Source organism: Puniceibacterium sediminis (assembly GCF_900188035.1).
In the GTDB taxonomy this organism is placed as follows: domain Bacteria; phylum Pseudomonadota; class Alphaproteobacteria; order Rhodobacterales; family Rhodobacteraceae; genus Puniceibacterium; species Puniceibacterium sediminis.
This window is the reverse complement of sequence record NZ_FZNN01000011.1, coordinates 1-19689: the sequence shown is the minus strand read 5'-3', so window position 1 is coordinate 19689 and position 19689 is coordinate 1. Positions and strand designations below refer to the sequence as shown.

At 58.6% G+C, this 19689-nt stretch carries 19 protein-coding genes and 2 pseudogenes; 11 read left to right on the top strand and 10 right to left on the bottom strand.

The annotated features are described in order from the left end of the window. Nucleotides 1–2: 2 nt before the first annotated feature. From araD1 to chvE, 4 genes are all read right to left on the bottom strand, one after another. Nucleotides 3–989, bottom strand: coding sequence for an AraD1 family protein (gene araD1 / locus CHB75_RS12590; protein WP_089270994.1), 987 nt, complete (start codon nucleotides 987–989; stop codon nucleotides 3–5). A gap of 4 nt (nucleotides 990–993) precedes the next feature. Next, on the bottom strand, nucleotides 994–2121 hold the full coding sequence (gene mmsB / locus CHB75_RS12585) for a multiple monosaccharide ABC transporter permease (RefSeq protein WP_089271222.1): 1128 nt from the start codon (nucleotides 2119–2121) through the stop codon (nucleotides 994–996). 80 nt (nucleotides 2122–2201) lie between these two features. Further along, entirely contained in the window at nucleotides 2202–3734 is a 1533-nt protein-coding gene (gene mmsA / locus CHB75_RS12580) for a multiple monosaccharide ABC transporter ATP-binding protein (protein WP_089270992.1), read from the bottom strand. Between the two features lie 115 nt (nucleotides 3735–3849). Continuing rightward, nucleotides 3850–4911, bottom strand: a complete 1062-nt coding sequence (gene chvE, locus CHB75_RS12575; protein ID WP_089271220.1) for a multiple monosaccharide ABC transporter substrate-binding protein — start codon at nucleotides 4909–4911, stop codon at nucleotides 3850–3852. Between the two features lie 206 nt (nucleotides 4912–5117). On the opposite strand from chvE, the gene CHB75_RS12570 reads away from it, so the two are divergent. Further along, nucleotides 5118–6098, top strand: a complete 981-nt coding sequence (locus tag CHB75_RS12570; protein WP_089270990.1) for a LysR family transcriptional regulator — start codon at nucleotides 5118–5120, stop codon at nucleotides 6096–6098. A gap of 152 nt (nucleotides 6099–6250) precedes the next feature. Here CHB75_RS12570 and CHB75_RS12565 read toward each other — a convergent pair whose 3' ends face one another. After that, the gene (locus tag CHB75_RS12565) at nucleotides 6251–7237 is read right to left on the bottom strand and encodes a DUF808 domain-containing protein (protein WP_089270988.1); all 987 of its coding nucleotides are present in this window, start codon (nucleotides 7235–7237) and stop codon (nucleotides 6251–6253) included. Nucleotides 7238–7595: 358 nt separating this feature from the next. Here CHB75_RS12565 and CHB75_RS12560 point away from each other — a divergent pair, with 358 nt between their 5' ends. The 7 genes from CHB75_RS12560 to CHB75_RS21355 all read left to right on the top strand — a co-directional run bounded on the left by CHB75_RS12560 (nucleotide 7596) and on the right by CHB75_RS21355 (nucleotide 11981). Next, nucleotides 7596–7841 carry a PepSY domain-containing protein gene (locus CHB75_RS12560; RefSeq protein ID WP_089270986.1) on the top strand — a complete coding sequence of 82 codons (246 nt, stop codon included), beginning with the start codon at nucleotides 7596–7598 and terminating at the stop codon, nucleotides 7839–7841. A gap of 80 nt (nucleotides 7842–7921) precedes the next feature. Further along, entirely contained in the window at nucleotides 7922–8461 is a 540-nt protein-coding gene (locus CHB75_RS12555) for a cytochrome b/b6 domain-containing protein (RefSeq protein ID WP_089270984.1), read from the top strand. Then, nucleotides 8458–8982 carry a helix-turn-helix transcriptional regulator gene (locus CHB75_RS12550; RefSeq protein WP_089270983.1) on the top strand — a complete coding sequence of 175 codons (525 nt, stop codon included), beginning with the start codon at nucleotides 8458–8460 and terminating at the stop codon, nucleotides 8980–8982. The genes CHB75_RS12555 and CHB75_RS12550 overlap by 4 nt, the downstream gene beginning before the upstream one ends. A 321-nt stretch (nucleotides 8983–9303) precedes the next feature. After that, nucleotides 9304–10308: a type I glyceraldehyde-3-phosphate dehydrogenase gene (gene gap / locus CHB75_RS12545; protein WP_089270981.1), complete on the top strand. Its 1005-nt coding sequence runs from the start codon at nucleotides 9304–9306 to the stop codon at nucleotides 10306–10308. Nucleotides 10309–10339: 31 nt separating this feature from the next. Continuing rightward, a complete protein-coding gene (locus CHB75_RS12540) occupies nucleotides 10340–10975 on the top strand; it encodes a MarC family protein (RefSeq protein WP_089270979.1) in 636 nt (211 codons plus the stop codon). Between the two features lie 615 nt (nucleotides 10976–11590). Then, nucleotides 11591–11752, top strand: a complete 162-nt coding sequence (locus CHB75_RS21675) for a hypothetical protein (RefSeq protein ID WP_176439129.1) — start codon at nucleotides 11591–11593, stop codon at nucleotides 11750–11752. A 67-nt stretch (nucleotides 11753–11819) separates the two neighbouring features. Continuing rightward, nucleotides 11820–11981 (top strand): glyceraldehyde-3-phosphate dehydrogenase, encoded by a 162-nt coding sequence (locus tag CHB75_RS21355; RefSeq protein ID WP_141135109.1) that lies wholly within the window; start codon nucleotides 11820–11822, stop codon nucleotides 11979–11981. Here CHB75_RS21355 and coaD read toward each other — a convergent pair. The 3 genes from coaD to CHB75_RS12520 form a co-directional block, all read right to left on the bottom strand. Then, the gene (gene coaD / locus CHB75_RS12530; RefSeq protein ID WP_089270975.1) at nucleotides 11969–12475 is read right to left on the bottom strand and encodes a pantetheine-phosphate adenylyltransferase; all 507 of its coding nucleotides are present in this window, start codon (nucleotides 12473–12475) and stop codon (nucleotides 11969–11971) included. The genes CHB75_RS21355 and coaD overlap by 13 nt on opposite strands. Before the next feature lie 102 nt (nucleotides 12476–12577). Further along, the gene (locus CHB75_RS12525; RefSeq protein WP_089270973.1) at nucleotides 12578–13012 is read right to left on the bottom strand and encodes a CBS domain-containing protein; all 435 of its coding nucleotides are present in this window, start codon (nucleotides 13010–13012) and stop codon (nucleotides 12578–12580) included. A 62-nt stretch (nucleotides 13013–13074) separates the two neighbouring features. Beyond that, nucleotides 13075–13971 (bottom strand): LysR family transcriptional regulator, encoded by an 897-nt coding sequence (locus CHB75_RS12520; RefSeq protein WP_089270971.1) that lies wholly within the window; start codon nucleotides 13969–13971, stop codon nucleotides 13075–13077. Between the two features lie 104 nt (nucleotides 13972–14075). On the opposite strand from CHB75_RS12520, the gene CHB75_RS12515 reads away from it, so the two are divergent. Continuing rightward, nucleotides 14076–15575, top strand: a complete 1500-nt coding sequence (locus CHB75_RS12515; RefSeq protein WP_089270969.1) for a CoA-acylating methylmalonate-semialdehyde dehydrogenase — start codon at nucleotides 14076–14078, stop codon at nucleotides 15573–15575. 118 nt (nucleotides 15576–15693) lie between these two features. Here CHB75_RS12515 and CHB75_RS12510 read toward each other — a convergent pair whose 3' ends face one another. Beyond that, nucleotides 15694–16257, bottom strand: a complete 564-nt coding sequence (locus CHB75_RS12510) for a VPLPA-CTERM sorting domain-containing protein (protein ID WP_141135108.1) — start codon at nucleotides 16255–16257, stop codon at nucleotides 15694–15696. 403 nt (nucleotides 16258–16660) lie between these two features. On the opposite strand from CHB75_RS12510, the pseudogene CHB75_RS12505 reads away from it, so the two are divergent. Continuing rightward, a pseudogene (locus CHB75_RS12505) lies at nucleotides 16661–17907 on the top strand (IS256 family transposase). A gap of 182 nt (nucleotides 17908–18089) precedes the next feature. Here CHB75_RS12505 and CHB75_RS22495 read toward each other — a convergent pair. Continuing rightward, complete coding sequence (locus CHB75_RS22495; protein ID WP_425439501.1) at nucleotides 18090–18677, bottom strand: VPLPA-CTERM sorting domain-containing protein; 588 nt, start codon at nucleotides 18675–18677, stop codon at nucleotides 18090–18092. A gap of 568 nt (nucleotides 18678–19245) precedes the next feature. On the opposite strand from CHB75_RS22495, the pseudogene CHB75_RS12500 reads away from it, so the two are divergent. Further along, nucleotides 19246–19587: pseudogene (locus CHB75_RS12500) on the top strand (glutamate-cysteine ligase family protein); the annotation flags it as partial. Between the last annotated feature and the right edge of the window lie 102 nt (nucleotides 19588–19689).

The window sequence follows — 19689 nt, the reverse complement described above, 5'->3', positions numbered from 1 at the left end:
TCCTACAATGTGCGCACGGCGACCGGCGCGGTCGCAGGGGCGGTGGTGGCCAGCGGATTGCGCAGAGGCAGTCCAAAGGACGGCGCACTGATTTCGAATACATCGCCATCCCGGGTCGCGATGCCGTCGCCAAAAGACAGCGTCGCAGTACCGAACATGTGGATATGTACATCCCCCGGCTGGCAGAAGACGCCGTATTTGAAGTGGTGATGTTCCAGATTGGCGATGGTATGGGACATGTTCGCCTCGCCGGACAGGAACGGCTTTTCGAAAATCGTGGCGCCATGACGGGTGATCTTGCTGGTGCCGGTAATGCTGTCTGGCAGATCACCGATCAGCAGTTCCGGCCCGACCGAACAGGGGCGCAGTTTGGAATGGGCAAGGTAGAGGTAATTCTGCCGCTCCATTACATGGTCCGAAAATTCGTTGGCCAGCGCAAACCCAAGGCGGAAAGGCGTCCCGTCCGGCCCGATGATATAAAGGCCGGCGAGTTCCGGTTCCTCGCCACCGTCCTCAGCGAATGACGGCGATGTCAGGGCGTGGCCCGGGGCGATCAGCGCATGCCCGGTGCCTTTGTAGAACCATTCCGGCTGAACGCCGGTTTCGCCATTGGCGGGCTTGCCGCCTTCGACGCCCATGCGGAACATCTTCATCGAATCCGTCTCGTCCTGTGGCGCTTTGGCGTGCATCGCCGCACGGGTCGAGGCCGAGCCAAGGTGCGTAAGGCCCGTCCCGGTGAGATGCAGATGCGCCGGATCGGGATGCAACAGCGGTGGCAGCAATTTGCCCGCCGCATAGAGTTCGTCCAGATCGACCGCGCCATTCAGACCAAGGGCCGAGATGCGGTCGCGCAGCGACTGGCCCGTGGCGGCGCAGTCCATCGCGAGGTCGTAGAGCGACAGGTCGGTCTTTACCTCAAAGGCTTCGGTGCCGTCGCGGGCGACGATCTGAATGCGCCCATCGGGCCTGCGGAATTGCGAGAGCAGCATGAATTCAGCCCTTCTTCTTGTTCATGACGTCAAAAATGACGGCGGCAAGCAGGACAAGTCCCTTGATGCATTGCTGCCAGTCGATACCGATGCCGAGGATCGACATACCGTTGTTCATGACACCCATGATAAAAGCGCCGATCACCGCCCCGACCACCGTGCCGACCCCGCCTGACATGGACGCACCGCCGATAAAGACCGCCGCGATCACATCAAGTTCGAACCCGGCACCGGCCTTGGGCGTCGCGGTGTTCAGCCGTGCGGCAAAGACGAGTCCCGCCAGTGCAGCCAGCACACCCATATTGGCGAAAGTCAGGAAGGTGAGTTTCTGACTGTCGATCCCCGACAGCATCGCCGCCTTTTCGTTGCCGCCGATGGCATAGACCCTGCGCCCGATCGTTGTGCGCGAGGTGACAAAGGAATAGATCGCGATCAGCAGAGCCATGACTATGAACACGTTGGGCAGACCGCGGAAGTCCGCCATGAGGTAGCTCATGTAGATAAGCGCGATGAAGATCAGACCGTTCCTGGCGGCAAAGAAGGAAAATGGCTCTTCGACACTGCCAGATTTGCCCGCTTCGCTGCGGTTGCGGATCGCAAGGACGAGGATCGCCGTGGCCACCAGTACGCCGATCAGCAGGGAAAAGAGATTGAGCTCTTCTCCGCCCAGAAGATCCGGGATGAAGCCAGAGGAGATCAGCTGGAACTGTTTTGGGAAAGGACCGACAGACTGCCCGGCCAGCAGCCAGAGGGTCAGGCCCTTGAAGACCAGCATTCCGGCAAGCGTCACGATGAAGGACGGAATGCGGAAATAGGCCACCCAAAAGCCCTGCGCCATGCCGATGATCCCACCGGCGACCAGGCAAAGCAGAGCCGCGATGAAATAGGGGATGTCCCAGTTGACGATCATCACCGCGGCCAGCGCACCGACAAAGCCCATCACCGACCCGACCGAAAGATCGATGTGACCCGCGACGATGACCAGCAGCATGCCAATGGCCATGATGATGATGTATGAATTCTGCAGGATCAGGTTGGTAAGGTTCACCGGTTTGAGAAGGATGCCCCCGGTTGCCACCTGAAAGAACGCCATGATTGCAATCAGCGCGAACAGGATGCCGTATTCCCTCATATGGCCGCGCAGAAAGGCACCGGCGGATTTGACGGGCACCGCAGGCAGTTCGGCATTCTCCGGATTTGTGGTCGTCTGGGTCACGTGCGATCCCCCGATCTGATGATGGTCGCCATGATCTTTTCCTGGCTCGCCTCAGCGGTGGGCATTTCCCCCACGAAGCGGCCTTCGTTCATGACATAAAGGCGGTCCGTGATCCCCAGAAGTTCGGGCAATTCGGACGAGATGACGATGATCGCCTTACCAGTGGCGGCAAGATCGCGGATCACCGTGTAGATTTCGAATTTCGCGCCGACGTCGATACCACGGGTCGGCTCGTCTAGGATCAGCACATCCGGATCGGCGAACAGCCATTTCGAAAGAACGACTTTCTGCTGATTGCCACCCGACAGGTTCACCGTCTCCTGCTCGATCGAGGATGACTTGATATTCAGCCGATCCCGGTAGCGGTTGGCGACGGCGGCCTCTTTGGCACGGTCAACGACAAGGCCGCTTGCTACCCCTTCGAGGTCGGCCAGTGGCACGTTGCGCCGGATGGTGTCGTCAAGGACAAGGCCGTAGGTTTTGCGGTCCTCGGTTGCATAGGCCAGCCCCGCGTTGATCGCCTTGCGGACGCTTGAAAGATCGACCTTGTGGCCGTTGATCTCTGCGGTACCCGTGATGTTCTGCCCGTATGAGCGCCCGAACAGCGACATCGCCAGTTCCGTACGCCCTGCCCCCATGAGGCCGGCAATCCCGACCACCTCGCCTTTTTTCACATGGAATGACACGTCGCGGACAACCTGTCGGTCGGAATGCAGCGGATGGGTGACGCACCAGTTACGCACCTCCATCGCCGTTTCGGGCCGGATTTTCGGGTCCCGCGCCGGATAGCGGTCGTCCAGTGATCGGCCCACCATGTCGCGGATGATGCGATCTTCTGAAATCCCCTGACGGCAGTCGAGCTTTGAGACCGCCGCACCGTCACGGATCACGGTGATCGTGTCGGCAACGCGGGAAATCTCGTTCAGCTTGTGCGAAATCAGGATCGAGGTAATGCCCCGCGCCTTGAACTCCAGCAGCAGATCCAGAAGTTTCTGGCTGTCGGTTTCATTCAGGGACGAGGTCGGCTCGTCCAGGATCAGCAGGCGGACATTCTTGGACAGGGCCTTGGCGATCTCAACCAGCTGCTGCTTACCCAGACCCAGTGAATCGACGAGCGCTTCGGGGTGTTCCTTGAGCCCGACCCGGGCCAGCAATTCCCCTGCCCTGCGGTTCGTTTCTCGCCAGTCGATGATGCCGCGTGTACTGCGTTCGTTGCCCAGAAAAATATTCTCGGCAATCGACAGCAGGGGCACCAGCGCCAATTCCTGATGGATGATGATGATGCCTTCGGCTTCGCTGTCGACGATGCCACGGAAGGCTTTGACCTGACCGTCATAAACGATGTCGCCGCTGTAACTTCCGTGCGGATAAACGCCCGAAAGAACCTTCATCAGGGTCGATTTTCCGGCGCCGTTTTCACCCACCAACGCGTGGATCTCGCCGTCTTCCACCGACAGGCTGACGCGATCAAGCGCCTTCACACCGGGAAATTCCTTGGTGATCGCGCGCATTTCCAAAAGTACCGACACGGGACTTGCCCCTCTTCGAGCGTCTTCAAAAGGATCCCCGCCAGCCCGCATAGGCGAGCGAGGACCAGGTTGACGGCGGCGCGGTATTGCCCCGCCACCGTCATGGGAGAGAAGATTACTCGATCTGATCGCGGGTGTAGTAACCGGAGTCCAGCAGACGTTCTTCCCAGTTGGTCACGGTCACGGGCAGTGGCTCCAGCAGGTAGGACGGCACGACCTTCACACCGTTGTCATAGGTTGTCGTGTCGTTGATCTCAGGCTCTGCATCTGAAAGCAGCGCATTGACCATGCCGACAGTGACACGGGCCAATTCGCGGGTGTCCTTGAAGATCGTGGAATACTGTTCGCCCGCGATGATCGACTTGACCGACTGGATCTCGGCGTCCTGACCCGACACGATTGGCATCGGCATATCGCCCGAACCATAACCGACGCCCTTGAGCGACGAAAGGATCCCGATCGAAAGGCCATCATACGGCGACAGGACCGCGTGCACCTTTTTGTCGGTGTAATTGGCCGAGAGCAGGTTATCCATCCGCGCCTGAGCGACCGAGCCGTCCCAGCGCAGGGTGCCAACCTTGTCCATGCCCATTTGACCCGAGCCGATGACCACATCACCCGCGTCAATCATGGGCTGCAGCACAGACATCGCACCATCATAGAAAAAATAGGCGTTGTTGTCGTCCGGGCTGCCGCCGAAAAGTTCGACGTTCCAGGGTTTCTGGTCGGCAAAACGTTCATTCAGCCCGTCAACCAGCGTTGTCGCCTGCTGCACGCCCACCTTGAAGTTGTCGAAGGTGGCATAATAGCTGACGTCGCCGCTGTCACGGATCAGACGGTCATATGCAACAACGTCGATATCCGACGCCGCAGCATTGGCCAGAGCGTTCGACAGGGTGGTGCCATCAATGGCGGCGATCACCAGAACATCCACACCCTTGGTGATCATGTTTTCGATCTGGGCCAGCTGGTTGGGGATGTCGTCTTCGGCATATTGCAGATCCGTGGTGTAACCGGCCGCTTCGAATTGCTTTACCATATTCTCGCCATCGGAAATCCAACGGGCCGAGGATTTGGTGGGCATCGCAATGCCGACATAGCCCGCGTCCTGCGCCAAGGCAGCCGAGCCGAGGGCAACCAGAGCTGTGGTCGCCAGTAGTGTCTTGAATCCGTTCATGTCTTCCTCCCTGGCGCAGTCACGGACCGTCTCCATCGGTTCGTCCTGCGCAATCCTTATGTGCAAAGTGTTCCGGCGAATCCTGAATACGATTCCCTGACCGGCACTCTGCTGGGCGAAAGATGACAAGCAATGCCATTGCAATCAAATCAGCATTTCGCCTAGTGGTATATCATTAATGATATGCAGTTTCTCAGGACGAGACGATGAACACGCTGACAATGAGTTCAGGCACCACCGCAAGACTGATCCAGCGCGGCCTGCGCCTTCCTCAGTTGCGCCTTATGATTGCGATCGAAGAAACCGGCCAGATCTCGGCTGCTGCGACACAGATGGGGATGACGCAGCCGGCCGCCTCGCGGCTGCTTGGTGAACTGGAAAAAACCTCGGGCGCGAAGCTGTATGAACGACACGCCCGCGGGGTCATTCTGACCGAGGCCGGGCGACTTCTGGCACGGCGCGCACGGGCCACACTGCAGGATCTGAACGGCGCTTTTGACGAAATCGCGCTGCTGACAACAGGTGCGCGGGGCCTTGTGCGGATCGGCACGGTGACCGGTCCGGGGCTGGAGATCGTTCTGCCGATCATCCGCGAAATCCGAGTGACCTATCCCGAAATCGAATTCAACGTCCTGGTCGATACTTCTGACAAACTGGCCGAGGCGCTGCTGAGCCACGATCTGGACTTCTATCTGGGCCGCCTGCCCGCCGCGCTCGATCCGCGCGCCGTGACGCTGCGCCGGATCGGGACCGAACCTATTTCGCTCGCCGTTCGTCAGGGACATCCGCTGTTGCGGCGCGCGCCCATCAGCCTCGCCGATTGTCTTGCCTATGACTGGGTGATGCAACCGCCGGGGGGGTTGATGCGGCTGACGGCAGAAACCTACCTTCTGGAACGCGGTCTGCCCCCGCCCGCCCGGGTGCTCAGTACATCATCGCTGCTTCTGACGCTGGGGTTGATCAGCGACACCAATGCCATCGCGCCGATCGCAACCTCGGTGGCCGAGCTATACACCAGTGCATCCCGGCTGGGCAGCAACATCCGAATTTTGGATGTGGCACAAGATATTCAGGTTGCCGCATATTCTCTGATCTGCGGACGGGAATCCGAGCCGAGCCCGGCAGTGCGCCGGGTGATGGCCCAGCTCGAACAAAGGTTGGATCAGCTTGAGGAAGACGCCGGATGACGCCTGATGGACATCCCCATCCTACCTCCGGAGCACTAGCTAACGCGCCTTGCCTTTGAAGGTCCCGGCCATGTGTTCGTCACCACGGGTGAAAACTTCGGCAGGTAACTCCGCTTGCGCGAATGCTTTGCCCGCGTGAACGACGACAGAACCTAATGGCCCGAAGTCACGCTCTTCTTCTTGCCACCGAAAACCGCACCCCAAAGTGGTGAGACCAGTTTTGTCCCGATGGGGACAAGCACCAGACCCAGAAGCACGCCAAACACCCCGTCCATCGCGGCAGTTGCCATCCATTCGGCAGCGTTGTGAAATGTGTCGGAGGTCATGTCGGCGACAGTGACAGCTGCGTGGTGGATGATCTCTTTGGGCAGATGCCAGCCAAGGTCACCCAGACCGTGCAGGATGATCGAACCGCCTACCCAAAGCATCGCAGCCGTACCGACGACGGTGAGCGTCTGCATCAGCGCCGGCATGGCTTTGACGGTGCCCCTGCCGAACGCGCGGGTAATCCCAAACCGTCCGTCCTGCGCCAGCCACAACCCCATGTCATCCATCTTTACGATCAGCGCAACACTGCCATAGACCGCAACCGTGATCATCACGCCAACGACGGCAAGCGTCGCCGCTTCCATCCAGAACCCGCTTTCGGGGATCGCCGACAGGGCAATGGTCATGATCTCGGCGGAAAGGATAAAATCGGTCTTGATGGCCCCCTGTACCTTTTGTTCCTCAAGATGAGCAGGATCATCGGCCTGCATGCCATCTGTCCCGACATGTCCATCGCCCGGAAACAGAGCGTGAAAAATCTTTTCGGCCCCTTCGAAACAAAGATAGGCGCCGCCCAGCATCAACAGTGGCGATATCAGCCAGGGCGCAAAGTTGGCGAGCAGCAGGCCGACAGGCAGAAGGTATACCAATTTGTTGATCAGGGACCCGCGGGCAATCTTCCAGACCATCGGCAGTTCGCGGGCTGGATGGAAACCCTGAACGTATTTTGGCGAAACGGCGGCATCGTCTATCACCGCACCGGCAGCCTTGGATCCGGCCTTCATTGCCTGCCCCATCACGTCATCGACTGACGCTGCAGCGATTTTGGCAATTCCCGCCACGTCATCGAGTAGCGCCAGCAAACCGCTCATGCGTAATCCTTTCTTGTCCCACTTTGGGATCAACCCCTCGCAAGGGGCGCGGGTTCCCAAAGACACATAACGCCCCGGGCCGTGGGCCGCCAGCACAAGCCGCCCGACGACACCTGGAAGATGAGTATCTTTGTGAAGAGCTGGCAACTGACCGCTGTGTAGCCGATTTGTCATGAACCTCGAATAGATCGCATGGGGTCGGCCCCGGGTCCGGCAGGTCTGAACCCAGGTTATAGACTGCATGTTTCAGGCACTCCTGAAACTTCGGGCCTATTTGCGGGCTGGCAATGTGGGCGCAGATGTCAGGCAACGGAAGGCCAAGCGCCCCGCAGGCCCCATTTGGGAAAGGACCCCACTCATGACACGTATACTTACTCTTGTTCTCTTGCTCGCGGTCGGCGCGGCCCATGCTTCCGACGCGGTCGTTCTGGATACTGCAAAATCTGACGAGATTACCTCGACCCTGACCGCACAGGGATATGAGGTGCGCCGTGTGGATGTAGAGGACGGCATGTTCGAAGTGTATGCGATGAAGGACGGCAAGAAGATGGAACTTTATCTTGATGCCGCGCTGACCGTTGTACGCGCCAAGATCAGCAACTGAACGACGGCACGGGACCGGGCGTACTTCCCGGTTCTGGCCACGCCACCTTTTGCCTTTCCCACCGTTTAGGAGCCCGCTCCATGTTGCATCACCGTATCTGGGACCCCTTCCTACGAGTCTTTCACTGGGCGCTTGTGGTCGGCTTCATCGCCAACGCTCTGTATACAAACCCAGAAGGCGCCCTACACCACGATTTGGGCTACGTGCTGGCCGCTCTGATCGCACTCCGGCTGGTCTGGGGGGTATTCGGGCCACGCTCGGCAAAGTTCTCATCCTTCATACCATCTCCCGCCGCGCTCATGGGGCACCTGTCCGACATCGCCACGGGCCGCAAGAAGGTGCATCTGGGTCATTCGCCGCTGGGCGCGCTGATGATCCTGAACCTGCTGCTCAGCATCGCCCTGATCGCTGTCACCGGATACATGCTGACGACCGATGCCTATTGGGGCGCGGGCTGGGTCGAAAGTCTGCACGAGACTCTGGTGATCTGGGCGGGTGTATCAGCTGGCATTCATGTGGGCGCGGTGATCTGGGAAAGTCTGCGTACCGGCGTCAATCTGCCCCGGGCGATGATTACGGGTGTCAAAGATATTCCGCAGGATGCTAACATCGTCCCATGACGCCAAAGGATATCAACGCTTCGGCCACTCTGGTCCTCGTGATCGCCGTGCAAAGTCTTTGCGCGGCGTTTTACGTCGCGGATGTCGTGTTTGACGGCATAGGGGACAGTTGGGCCAACCTGATCAAAGGCGATTTCTTCTTCGAGGCAACCGCCGCAGCTGCCCTTGTCGTCGCAGTGATCATCGAGACGTGGTTCCTGATGGATCTGTTACGCCGCAAGGCCCATCTGGAACGGCAGGTAAGCGTCGCCGCTGGCGCCTTTCATGACGTCATTCAAGAGCATTTTCGCCTCTGGGCACTTACCCCCTCAGAACAGGATGTGGCGCAGTTCACCATAAAGGGCATGAGCATCAGCGAAATTGCCGCCCTGCGAGGATCAGCCGAGGGCACAGTGAAATCGCATCTGAATGCAATCTATCGCAAAGCCGGGGTGACAGGTCGCGGCGGCCTGTTGAGCCTGCTGATCGAGGATCTTCTGGGCGAACCCCTGATGGAACGATCGGCGACAGCCCAGACCTGACAACGGGCTGCCCTCTTGGCAACCTTTGGCTCAATTTACCTTTGATCTGGAAAAAATGGCCGACAGGACGCCTCTGATGGCTGGCTATTGCAATGTTTGCGCTGATCAATTGGGGTTATGCGCTTTACGCACTGGACCATCTGCTGTTTCTTGGCAAGAAGTGCCTTGTCCAACTGGACCGGATCGCGTTCCGGCGCTGTTCCGGACATGAGGACGCATGGCCGCCACCCAGCGTGTGCGGACCATTTTGATTGCGAGCGGTAACAGAAATTCGGACCGTCCGATCTGGCCGCGAAAACGAAAGAAAGAGGGAGTCTTTCCATGACCACCAAGGTTGCCATCAACGGATTTGGACGTATCGGCCGCAACGTACTGCGCGCTATCATTGAATCGGGCCGCACCGATATCGAGGTCGTCGCGATCAACGATCTCGGCCCGGTCGAGACCAACGCCCACCTGCTGCGCTATGACAGCGTGCACGGCCGTTTCCCCGCTGAGGTGAAGACCACCGACGATACCATCGACGTAGGCCGCGGTCCGATCCGGGTGACGGCACTGCGCAATCCGGCCGACCTGCCCTGGGCTGACGTCGACGTAGTGATGGAATGCACCGGCATCTTCACCAGCAAGGAAAAATGTCAGGCCCACCTGCAAAACGGCGCGTCGCGCGTACTGATTTCGGCACCCGGCACCGACGCGGACAAGACGATCGTATACGGCGTGAATCACGACACTCTGACCAAGGACGATATCATCGTCTCGAACGCGTCCTGCACAACCAACTGCCTGTCGCCCGTCGCCAAGGTGCTGAATGACCTGATCGGGATCAACCGCGGCTTCATGACCACGATCCACAGCTACACCGGCGATCAGCCGACGCTGGACACGATGCACAGTGATCTTTATCGCGCACGCGCCGCGGCGCTGAACATGATCCCGACTTCGACCGGTGCCGCCAAAGCCGTTGGTCTGGTGCTGCCCGAACTGAAAGGCAAACTCGACGGCGTCGCCATTCGCGTCCCCACACCGAACGTGTCCGTCGTTGATCTGACCTTCGAGGCATCGCGCGCAACCACCGTGGCCGAGATCAACGAGGCGATCCACGCCGCAGCTGCCGAGGGTCCGCTCAAGGGTATTCTGGGCGTAACCGATTCCAAGCTGGTCAGCATGGACTTCAACCACGATCCGCATTCGTCGATCTTTGCCACTGACCAGACCAAGGTCATGGATGGCACGCTGTGCCGCATCCTTACTTGGTATGACAACGAATGGGGCTTTTCCAACCGCATGGCAGATACCGCCGTTGCGATGGGCAAACTGATCTGATTACAGGTGCGGCAGTACAGGAGGACCTTCGTTGCTGTCGTACAACCAGATTCTAAGCGAACTCATCACCCTCTGGGTGGTGATCGACCCCATCGGCACACTGCCTGTCTTTCTGGCTGTCACGGCCGGGATGGGCGCCACCGCCCGTCGGGCGGTGGCGTTCAAGGCAGTCGCGGTGTCCTTTGGGGTCCTTCTCATCTTCATCCTCGCCGGTCAGATCGTGCTCGAGGCGCTTGGCCTAAGCCTTGCCTCGTTTCAGATCGCCGGTGGCATGGTGCTTTTCCTGTTTGCGATCAGCATGATCTTTGGCCCGGCCAAGCCCGAAACCGACCTGGCTGATAGCGCCTCTTCCACCCAGACCGCAATTCACCCCGTAGCGATTCCGTCGATTGCATCACCCGGTGCCATGCTCGCCGTGGTCGTACTCACCGATAATGACCGATTTTCCATCGCGCATCAGGCCGTAACTGCATCAATCATGACGCTGGTGCTGTTGGCGACTCTGGCCATGCTGCTGCTGGCCAACCCGATCTTCCGGGTGATCGGCCATGCCGGTGCATCGATCATAAGCCGCGTGATGGGCATGATACTGGCGGCCGTCGCCGTGGATGCCGTGCTGGGCGGGCTGGTTCGCGTCGGTGCGCTGGCACCTCACGCTGGCCTGTGATCCCATCAAAAATCGGCGGAAACGTGATTTCCACGCATCCGCCGACCATTTCAGTATCTCTTGCGCCGTCAGCGTTCCGTCTGCGCCCCGCATTTTGCGGAACAGCCTCATGCATCCGATCTTTGATCCTGATGAATGAAAGCTTTCAGGGCGCCCCCGCGACTACTAGTCGATGCCGATGCCAAGCGCCGCCCGCGCCGATCCATACCCTGCCGCCGCAACGGAGAGTGGGGTGATGGAAACTGCTGGAGGAGCGGAGAGTTGCGCGGCCATCGCGGCGCCAGACTGCAGTTCGTGTGCAGCGGGCGTTCGGCCCGTCAGCCCGCGAGCGGGCTGCATAGAATTCATTTCATGGTTAAAGGTAGCCGTTTGAGCCACCGGTTGCGCGGGGGGCAGGCTTTTACCCGACCGTCCTGCGCTTTCGCCTATTTTTAAGCTGTCCATCAGGATTCTCCTGTGCGTAGTGGCGACGGTATTACTCCCAAAGTTTTACCAAATTCTAAATTTAGCTTTGCGTTTGGTGCATGGCGGCCTTGGAGATACGTCAGTTGTGCTGCAGCGCAGCAAGCCTATGTTAGCGGCAACAGAAACAACACAGACCCAAGGAGACACACCATGAACCTGCTCTCCAGCCTTCAGAGCCGCGTAGCAAAACGTGCCGAATACCGCCGCACCGTCAAGGCGCTGCGCCAGATGCCGCTTGATGTGGCACTCGACCTAGAAATCCATCCGGGCGATGCAGAAAAAATCGCCAAACAAGCCGTTTACGGCCGCTGAAACAGCGCCTTACGGAACAGACTCAATGCGGATCAGAACCGATCAGACCGCTCATAGGACCAGAAAAATGAAAAACGTACTTTCCACCCTTTTCACCAGCATCCGCCAGCAAATCACGTATCGCCAGACTCTGTCCGCACTGCGGGCCCTGTCGCTGCACAGCCGTATTGATCTGGACATCGCCGGGATCGAGCGCCGCGTTGCCCGTAACGCCGTCTACGGCTTCTGAGACGCCTCATAGCGGGCGCGCAATGCGTCCCGCACCGGGGGTGTCACGAATTTTCCGACATCCCCTCCCAGCCGGGCGATTTCCTTGACCAGTTTTGACGCGATCGCCTGGTGGCGCGCTTCGGCCATCAGGAACACGGTTTCGATCTGGTCATTCAGCGCGCGATTCATGCCAACCATCTGAAATTCATACTCGAAGTCCGCCACCGCCCGCAGTCCGCGGACGATGATCTGCGCACCCACGTCGCGGGCGCAGTCGATCAGCAGATTTTCAAAGGGATGCACGACGATTTCGGTTTCAGTCTGCTCGGCAAGGCTGACGCATTCGTCCTGAATCATCTTGACCCGCTCTTCGAGACGGAACAGCGGTCCCTTGTCGCGATTGATCGCAACGCCAATCACCAGCCGGTCCACCAAAACGGTGGCACGACGGATAATGTCGATATGCCCATGAGTTATGGGGTCGAATGTCCCCGGATACAGACCGATTTGCATGGGGTGCCCCCTGTCATTGGTTCGGCGCACGCAACAATATTGCGCCGACCTTTGCAACCCCCATTCGAACCATAGGGGACTTCACCGCTGAAATCCGGCTGCTCAATACCCCATGATCATGCCTTCGAGGGCGGTTTTTTCCATCGACAACTCGCTTAACCGCGCCTTGACCACATCGCCAATGGTGATGAGTCCGATCAGCGTGCCGTCCTCAACCACTGGCATGTGGCGAAACCGACCTTCGGTCATGCGTGTCAAAATGGCATCCGCCTCTTCATCCCGGGTGCAGGTCTGCAGCTTGGTTGTCATGTAGTCGCTGACTGCTGCCGTCAGGCAGGCGGCGCCATGTTTGGCCAGCTGGCGGACGATATCGCGTTCGGACAGGATACCGTCTGCTGTGGTGCCTTCGGCGGAGATCACCACAGTTCCGATGCGTTTTTCCGCCAGAATCGCAGCGGCCTCAGACACAAGCGCAGCCGGTTTGACGGTAATCACGCCGTCATCCGCCTTGCTCTTCAGAATATGGTGTACCTGCATCACTCTGCTCCTCCACTTAAATAACCGATTTTTTCCAGCGTCCACCGTAGGAGGCGAGTCTGTCAAGTCAGACCTTCGAGGCGAGCCGTCTCGTGGCGCAAGCCATCAGCCAGCGCGGTCGCAAAACGGTTCATGCGTTCAAGTCGGCGATCATCGGCATGGCGGACGAGGTAAAAGCTCCGGGTCAGGCTGATTTCATGAGGCAGGATCTTGACCATGCCGGGCGCGGACGGGAGCGCAAAGTCGTGCACGATGCCCAGGCCCGCGCCTTGCCGCAGCCAATGAAACTGCACCGCGACCGAATTCGACGCAAGCGCATGCCGCGTGACTCCAAGGTCTGAGAGATAGTCCAACTCCTTGTCAAAGATCATGTCCGAGATATAGCCGACGATGCGGTGCCCCTTCAGATCTGCCAGCGTGCGGATCGCAGGATGTTGCGCGAGGTAGCTTTCGCTCGCCGCCAGATGCAGGCGGTAATCCGTCACCTTCTGGACGCTCAGCCGTCCGGCCGTCGGCGCAGAGACCGCAATCGCCATATCCGCCTCTCGTTTGGAAAGGTTCACAACCCGTGGCAAGGCGACGATCTGGACCTCAAGTTCGGGGTTTTCATCAGCGATGGCGGCGCAGACCTGCGGCAGCAGAAAGTTGGCACAGCCATCCGGCGCGCCAATACGAATCTGACCCGACAGGCTTTCCGTCACGCCCGCCACGGATTCCGAAGCCGCCTGCATCGCCTGCTCGGCTTCTTCGGCGTGGCGCAGCATGCGCGCTCCGGCCTCGGTCATTGCGTAACCCTGCGGCGACTTGGCAAACAAAGGCGCGCCCATCGACTGCTCCAGCCGGGCGACGCGGCGCCCCACTGTGGCCGGGTCCATGCGCAACACTCTGCCCGCCCCCGAAAGGCTTTCACTGCGCGCGACCGCCAGAAAGATGCGCATATCGTCCCAGATTTCGGCCACGACGCCCCCCCATCTTGCGTTTTTGCAAAGCCTATTTGGCAGATTTCCCCTTTTGGACACATTTTTGCAAGGCTAGAGTATCGCGAACCCAGGAGGACCATTCCATGAAAGAACTGACCCACTACATCAACGGCGCCCATGTCAAAGGCACGTCTGGCCGTTTCACCGAGATCTTCAACCCTGCGACTGGTGAAGTGCAGGCCAAGGTGCCGCTGGCTACCGTAGCCGAGCTGAACGAGGCCGTGGCCAAGGCCGCCGAGGCGCAGAAAACCTGGGGTGCCACCAACCCGCAGCGCCGCGCCCGCGTCATGATGAAGTTCGGAGCCCTGATCAACGAGCACATGGACGAGCTGGCCGAACTGGTAAGCCGCGAACACGGCAAGACGCTTCCGGATGCGCGCGGCGACGTGCAGCGCGGCCTTGAAGTGGTCGAGGTCTGCATGGGCGCGCCTGCGATGCTCAAGGGCGAATTCACCGATGACGGCGGCCCCGGCATCGACCTTTATTCCATGCGCCAGGCACTGGGTGTCGTTGCAGGTATCACGCCCTTCAACTTCCCGGCGATGATCCCGCTATGGAAAATGGCCCCGGCGATTTCCTGCGGCAATGCGATGATCCTGAAACCGTCCGAGCGCTGCCCCTCGACTGCACTCCGTCTTGCCGAACTGCTGACCGAGGCCGGCCTGCCCGATGGCGTGTTGCAGGTTGTGAACGGTGACAAGGAAGCCGTGGACGCGATTCTGGACAACGAAACGGTTCAGGCTGTTGGCTTTGTCGGATCGACCCCGATCGCGCAGTATATTTATGGCCGCGCAGCCAACAACGGTAAGCGCGCGCAATGCTTTGGTGGTGCCAAGAACCACATGATCATCATGCCGGATGCGGACCTCGACAAGGCTGCCGATGCGCTTGTCGGTGCCGGTTTCGGCGCGGCAGGCGAACGCTGCATGGCGATTTCCGTTGCCGTTCCGGTTGGTAAGGAAACGGCCGACAAGCTGATGGCAAAGCTGGTCCCGCGTGTGGAAAAGCTGAAGGTTGGGCCGTATACATCCGGCGAAGATGTTGACTATGGCCCCGTCATCACCGCCGCGTCCAAGCAGCGGATCGAAGGTCTGGTGAATTCGGGCGTCGATCAGGGTGCGGATCTGGTCGTCGATGGTCGCGGCTTCAGCCTGCAGGGCTATGAGGATGGCTTTTTCGTCGGCCCGTCGCTGTTCGATAACGTCACGCCAGAGATGGACATCTACAAGGAAGAGATCTTTGGCCCGGTGCTGAGCCAGGTGCGTGCGGAAACATACGAAGAGGCGCTGAACCTTGTCATCGACAACCCCTACGGCAACGGCGTGGCGATCTATACTGCCGATGGCGACACGGCGCGGGACTTTGCGCACCGGGTGAATGTAGGCATGGTCGGCATCAACTTCCCGATCCCGGTACCGTTGAGCTATCACACCTTTGGCGGCTGGAAAAAGTCGGCCTTTGGCGATCTCAACCAGTACGGGCCTGACGCCTTCCGCTTCTACACCAAGACCAAGACCGTCACGGCGCGCTGGTTCTCGGGCATCAAGGATGGCGGCGAGTTCAACTTCAAACCGATGGAGTGAAGCGTATCTAGGCAGGGGTTTCACAAGAGACCCCTGCCCGACCTTCTTATGAATAAACAAAAAGGGCGACACAAACGTGTCGCCCTTTGTCAGTTCAAAAATCAGATAGCTGCGCGGCTCAAGCCGCTTTGCGACGACGCATAAATACTGCAGCGCCAAATGCCGACAGCAGCATAAGGATACTGGAAGGCAGTGGAACTGCCGATAGCAAAGCAGCGCCTTGCGTGTAAACCGACCAGTGCGAAAGTCCAGCGCCGGCCCTGCCGTTGCCTTTCAGCATGGACAGATTGTCCCACGTTCCAGACAAAACACTAACGTCCATCAAAAAGGCCGAATATGTCGGTCCGCCCTTAAGAACAAACATCAGGCTGGCATAACCGCCAATCGTGTCCAGGGACCAGCTTTTATCACTGTCTGAGACGGTCAAAGTCGCGCCATCGAAAAACACAGACCCGGAACTGGCGTCGATCTTGTACTCGGTTCCCCAGTCTGCGTTACCGAACAGACCGTTCAGATCACTGTTGGAGTTATTCCCCGAGAAGACACCCTCACAGCTGGTTGCCCCGCTCACGCTGCCAACCACGCAGTCAGTTGTTGTGACTGTTGCTGCTAGCGCTGCATCGGTGCAAACGACAAATGCCAACGCGGCCGACATGGTCTTAAGAGGGGAGAGAATGTTCACTACATGCGACCTTTCACAGTGGATTTTAGTCAGATTGCCTCAGCTAGCCGACATTACTTAAGCGTGGCGCGCAACACACGCTTAAGTAATGTCACTCTCAACTTGGTTAACTGCATAGCACGTCAAAATGCAATCGGTTTGGCAGCCTTCTACGTGTTTTTTTGAAAAGTGGCGACTTTTGCTTCAAATCAGCGCTCCAAGACACTTGAGACCGCTCGTTGAAAGACATTCAAAACGACTTCCACTCACGCTACGCCCCCCCCCAGATCTTGTCCCTATCCAGCGATGGTCTCGACGAGGCGTGCTGCGAGATATAGCTGTAAGTTGGTGATGGCCCTGAGGGGCGGCATATCATGGTGTTGTTCACGCGCCGCAATTCTCATCTGAGAAAAGGATATGCCACATGACGACAAATACCATTACCCAACTGCCCGATCCACAGGGATTTGCGCCTGATCCACTGACGGAACTCCTCCGATCCGGCGCACAGCGGTTGATTGAGCAAGCTGTGGAGGCGGAACTTGCTGTTCTGCTGGATGCCTCTGACAAAACGGACGATGGCCGCGCGCGGCTTGTGCGCCATGGTCACCTGCCAGAACGCGAAGTGCTCACGGGGATCGGGGCGGTGCCAGTCAAGGTGCCCCGTGTGAGGGACCGGGGCGACGACGCCGAGAAAGTTCGGTTCACCTCTACAATCCTGCCGCCCTACCTGCGGAAAGCCAAATCCATCGAGGAGCTTCTGCCCTGGCTTTACCTCAAAGGTATTTCCACCGGCGACTTTCACGAAGCGCTTGCAGCCCTGCTTGGCCCCAATGCCGCAGGGTTGTCCTCGACCACTATATCGCGGCTCAAAGCCGATTGGTGGGATGAGTATGACCGTTGGCAACGGCGCGACCTGAGTGCGCGTCGCTTCGTCTACATCTGGGCGGACGGCGTCTATTTCCGGCCCCGAATGGCCGAGGAAAAGCAATGCGTGCTGGTGCTGATCGGGGCGGATGAATGGGGCCGCAAAGAGATCATCGGCGTGGCCGACGGCTATCGTGAAAGCACCCAAAGCTGGCGCGAATTGCTCCTTGATTTGCAACGACGCGGGCTCACCCATGCGCCTGACCTGGCCATTGGCGATGGTGCCCTGGGCTTCTGGAATGCCCTGCGCGAGGTCTTTGGCGCGACGAAAGAGCAGCGCTGCTGGTTCCACAAAACGGGCAACGTGCTGAACGCGATGCCGAGGTCGGTTCAGGTCAAGGCAAAGGGCCATCTGCACGACATCTGGCAGGCTGAAACCCGTGTCGACGCTGAGGCTGCATTCGATTTCTTCGTCACGACATATGGTGTGAAATACGACAAGGCCGTCGCCAAATTGACCAAAGACCGCGACGTGCTACTGGCATTCTATGATTTCCCGGCTGAGCATTGGAAACACATCAGAACCACTAACCCCATCGAAAGCACCTTCGCCACGGTTCGTCATCGCACCGGCAAAACCAAAGGCTGCCTCAGCCGCAAAACGGGCCTTGCCATGGCGTTCAAGCTGATGATGTCAGCCCAAACCAAATGGCGCAAACTCGACGGCGCAAACCGCATGCCTGAGATCATCCGGGGGGGGGTGAATTCAAGGACGGGATCAAGCAACTTCAAAAAGCCGCCTGATCACGCCGTCACCAACTTTCAGGCATAGCTCGCGTGCTGCGCCTGCAGGTATCTGCGCTGTCCCGTGTCACAGGGCGTCTCACGGCAAGTGATTCACAAAAACCCTAGCCCGGCTTTTGCAGGCGGACAGCAAAAAGGGCGGCGCGGATGCGTCGCCCTTTGTCATATCAATACGAGGTGTTTCAGGCAGACTTACGACGGAGCCCGACGACAAGTGCCCCGATTCCCGCAAGCAACATCCATAAGGCCGCAGGAATCGGTACAGCCGATGCTAGACCGCCGCTCGGAATTCCGCCGAGTTCGCCGCCAGAACTGCTGCCCCCGTGCGATCCCGAGGGGCCGTCGCCCCAGGTGCCGCCAGAACCGTAATGCCCGGGGCCGGAATGGTCGGAGCCACCCCTGCCGGAATGGCCGGAACTACCCGAACCGGAACGATCGGAACTACCCCAACCCGAGCGGTCGGAACTACCCCAATCCGAGCGATCGGAACTACCCCAATCCGAGCGATCGGAACTACCCGAACCCGAGCGATCAGAACTACCCCAACCGGAACGGTCGGAACTACCCGAACCGGAACGGTCGGAACTACCCCAACCCGAGCGGTCGGAACTACCCGAACCGGAACGGTCGGAACTACCCGAACCCGAACGGACAGAGCTATCCCAGCCCGATGAACTGTCAGATGATCCATGACCACCCGAGACCGAAGGATACCCCGAGCCACTAGTGGATTGTACTGTTGTGGCCTGTACCACTCCGGCCGCACACATCAAGGCAGCAGTAACGGAGAGGGTTTTAATCAAGGGTCCTATTTTCATACTATTAACCTTTTATTCTACGTAATTTAACCATCTAGGGTAAACTCGTTAACCGTTTTCTTTACACACGATTACCAACTACCGTACTCTCGAAACATTCCCTGTAGGTCGACACAAACACTCCAACTGACGCTTTTGTTATTCACGTCGATTAGATCACTGACTACTTTACACTGGTTACTCGCAACAATCGCGATCATCGCAACTTAAACTTAACTGTGGCGCATATATGAGCGATCAGCGAAAACCCAAACCGTTTTATTTAGTTACCCCACGTAAATTATCGATATTTGGCCCGCGTTATTGACGGCGACAGAATAGTTCACGCAAGCCAACCAACCTTCGCGTTTATTTCAGAAAAATTACTGATTTTTGGGGAACCAATCATCGTATTGGTGCATCTAAGTGTTGCGCGAACCACAATTCCGGGCACCGTGGAGGTATTGATTCGTCACATGCACTCCGCTTGCCCTGTGAACGTTCTTGCGATTGACTGGATATGGTCGAACGGGAGGGCGGCATGCAGGAACCAGCATTTTCGATTGGCATAGAAGAGGAGTATCTTCTCGTCGATCTGGAGACCTACGCCCTCGCCGACGCGCCCGAGGGTCTTATGGAGGCCTGTGCGGGCGAACTCGAAGGTCAGGTGAGCCCGGAGTTCCTGCAATGCCAGATTGAGATCGGCACCAAGGTCTGCGCCGGTGTTGCCGAAGCCCGCGATGATCTCCGGCGTCTGCGCAGTGCCGTGTCAAAACATGCCGCGACATTCAATCTGTCCCCTATCGCGGCATCCTGCCACCCGCTGGCCGACTGGAAGAACCAGCCGCACACGGACAAGGAACGCTACAACGACCTGCGGCGCGTCGATCGTAAGCGCCGCGCCATCGCCCTCATTGTTTGAAGCTGCCGACTGTCTGAGATGCGCCCTGCATAGCAGGAGGTGTCTTATGGATCGTGATGTACA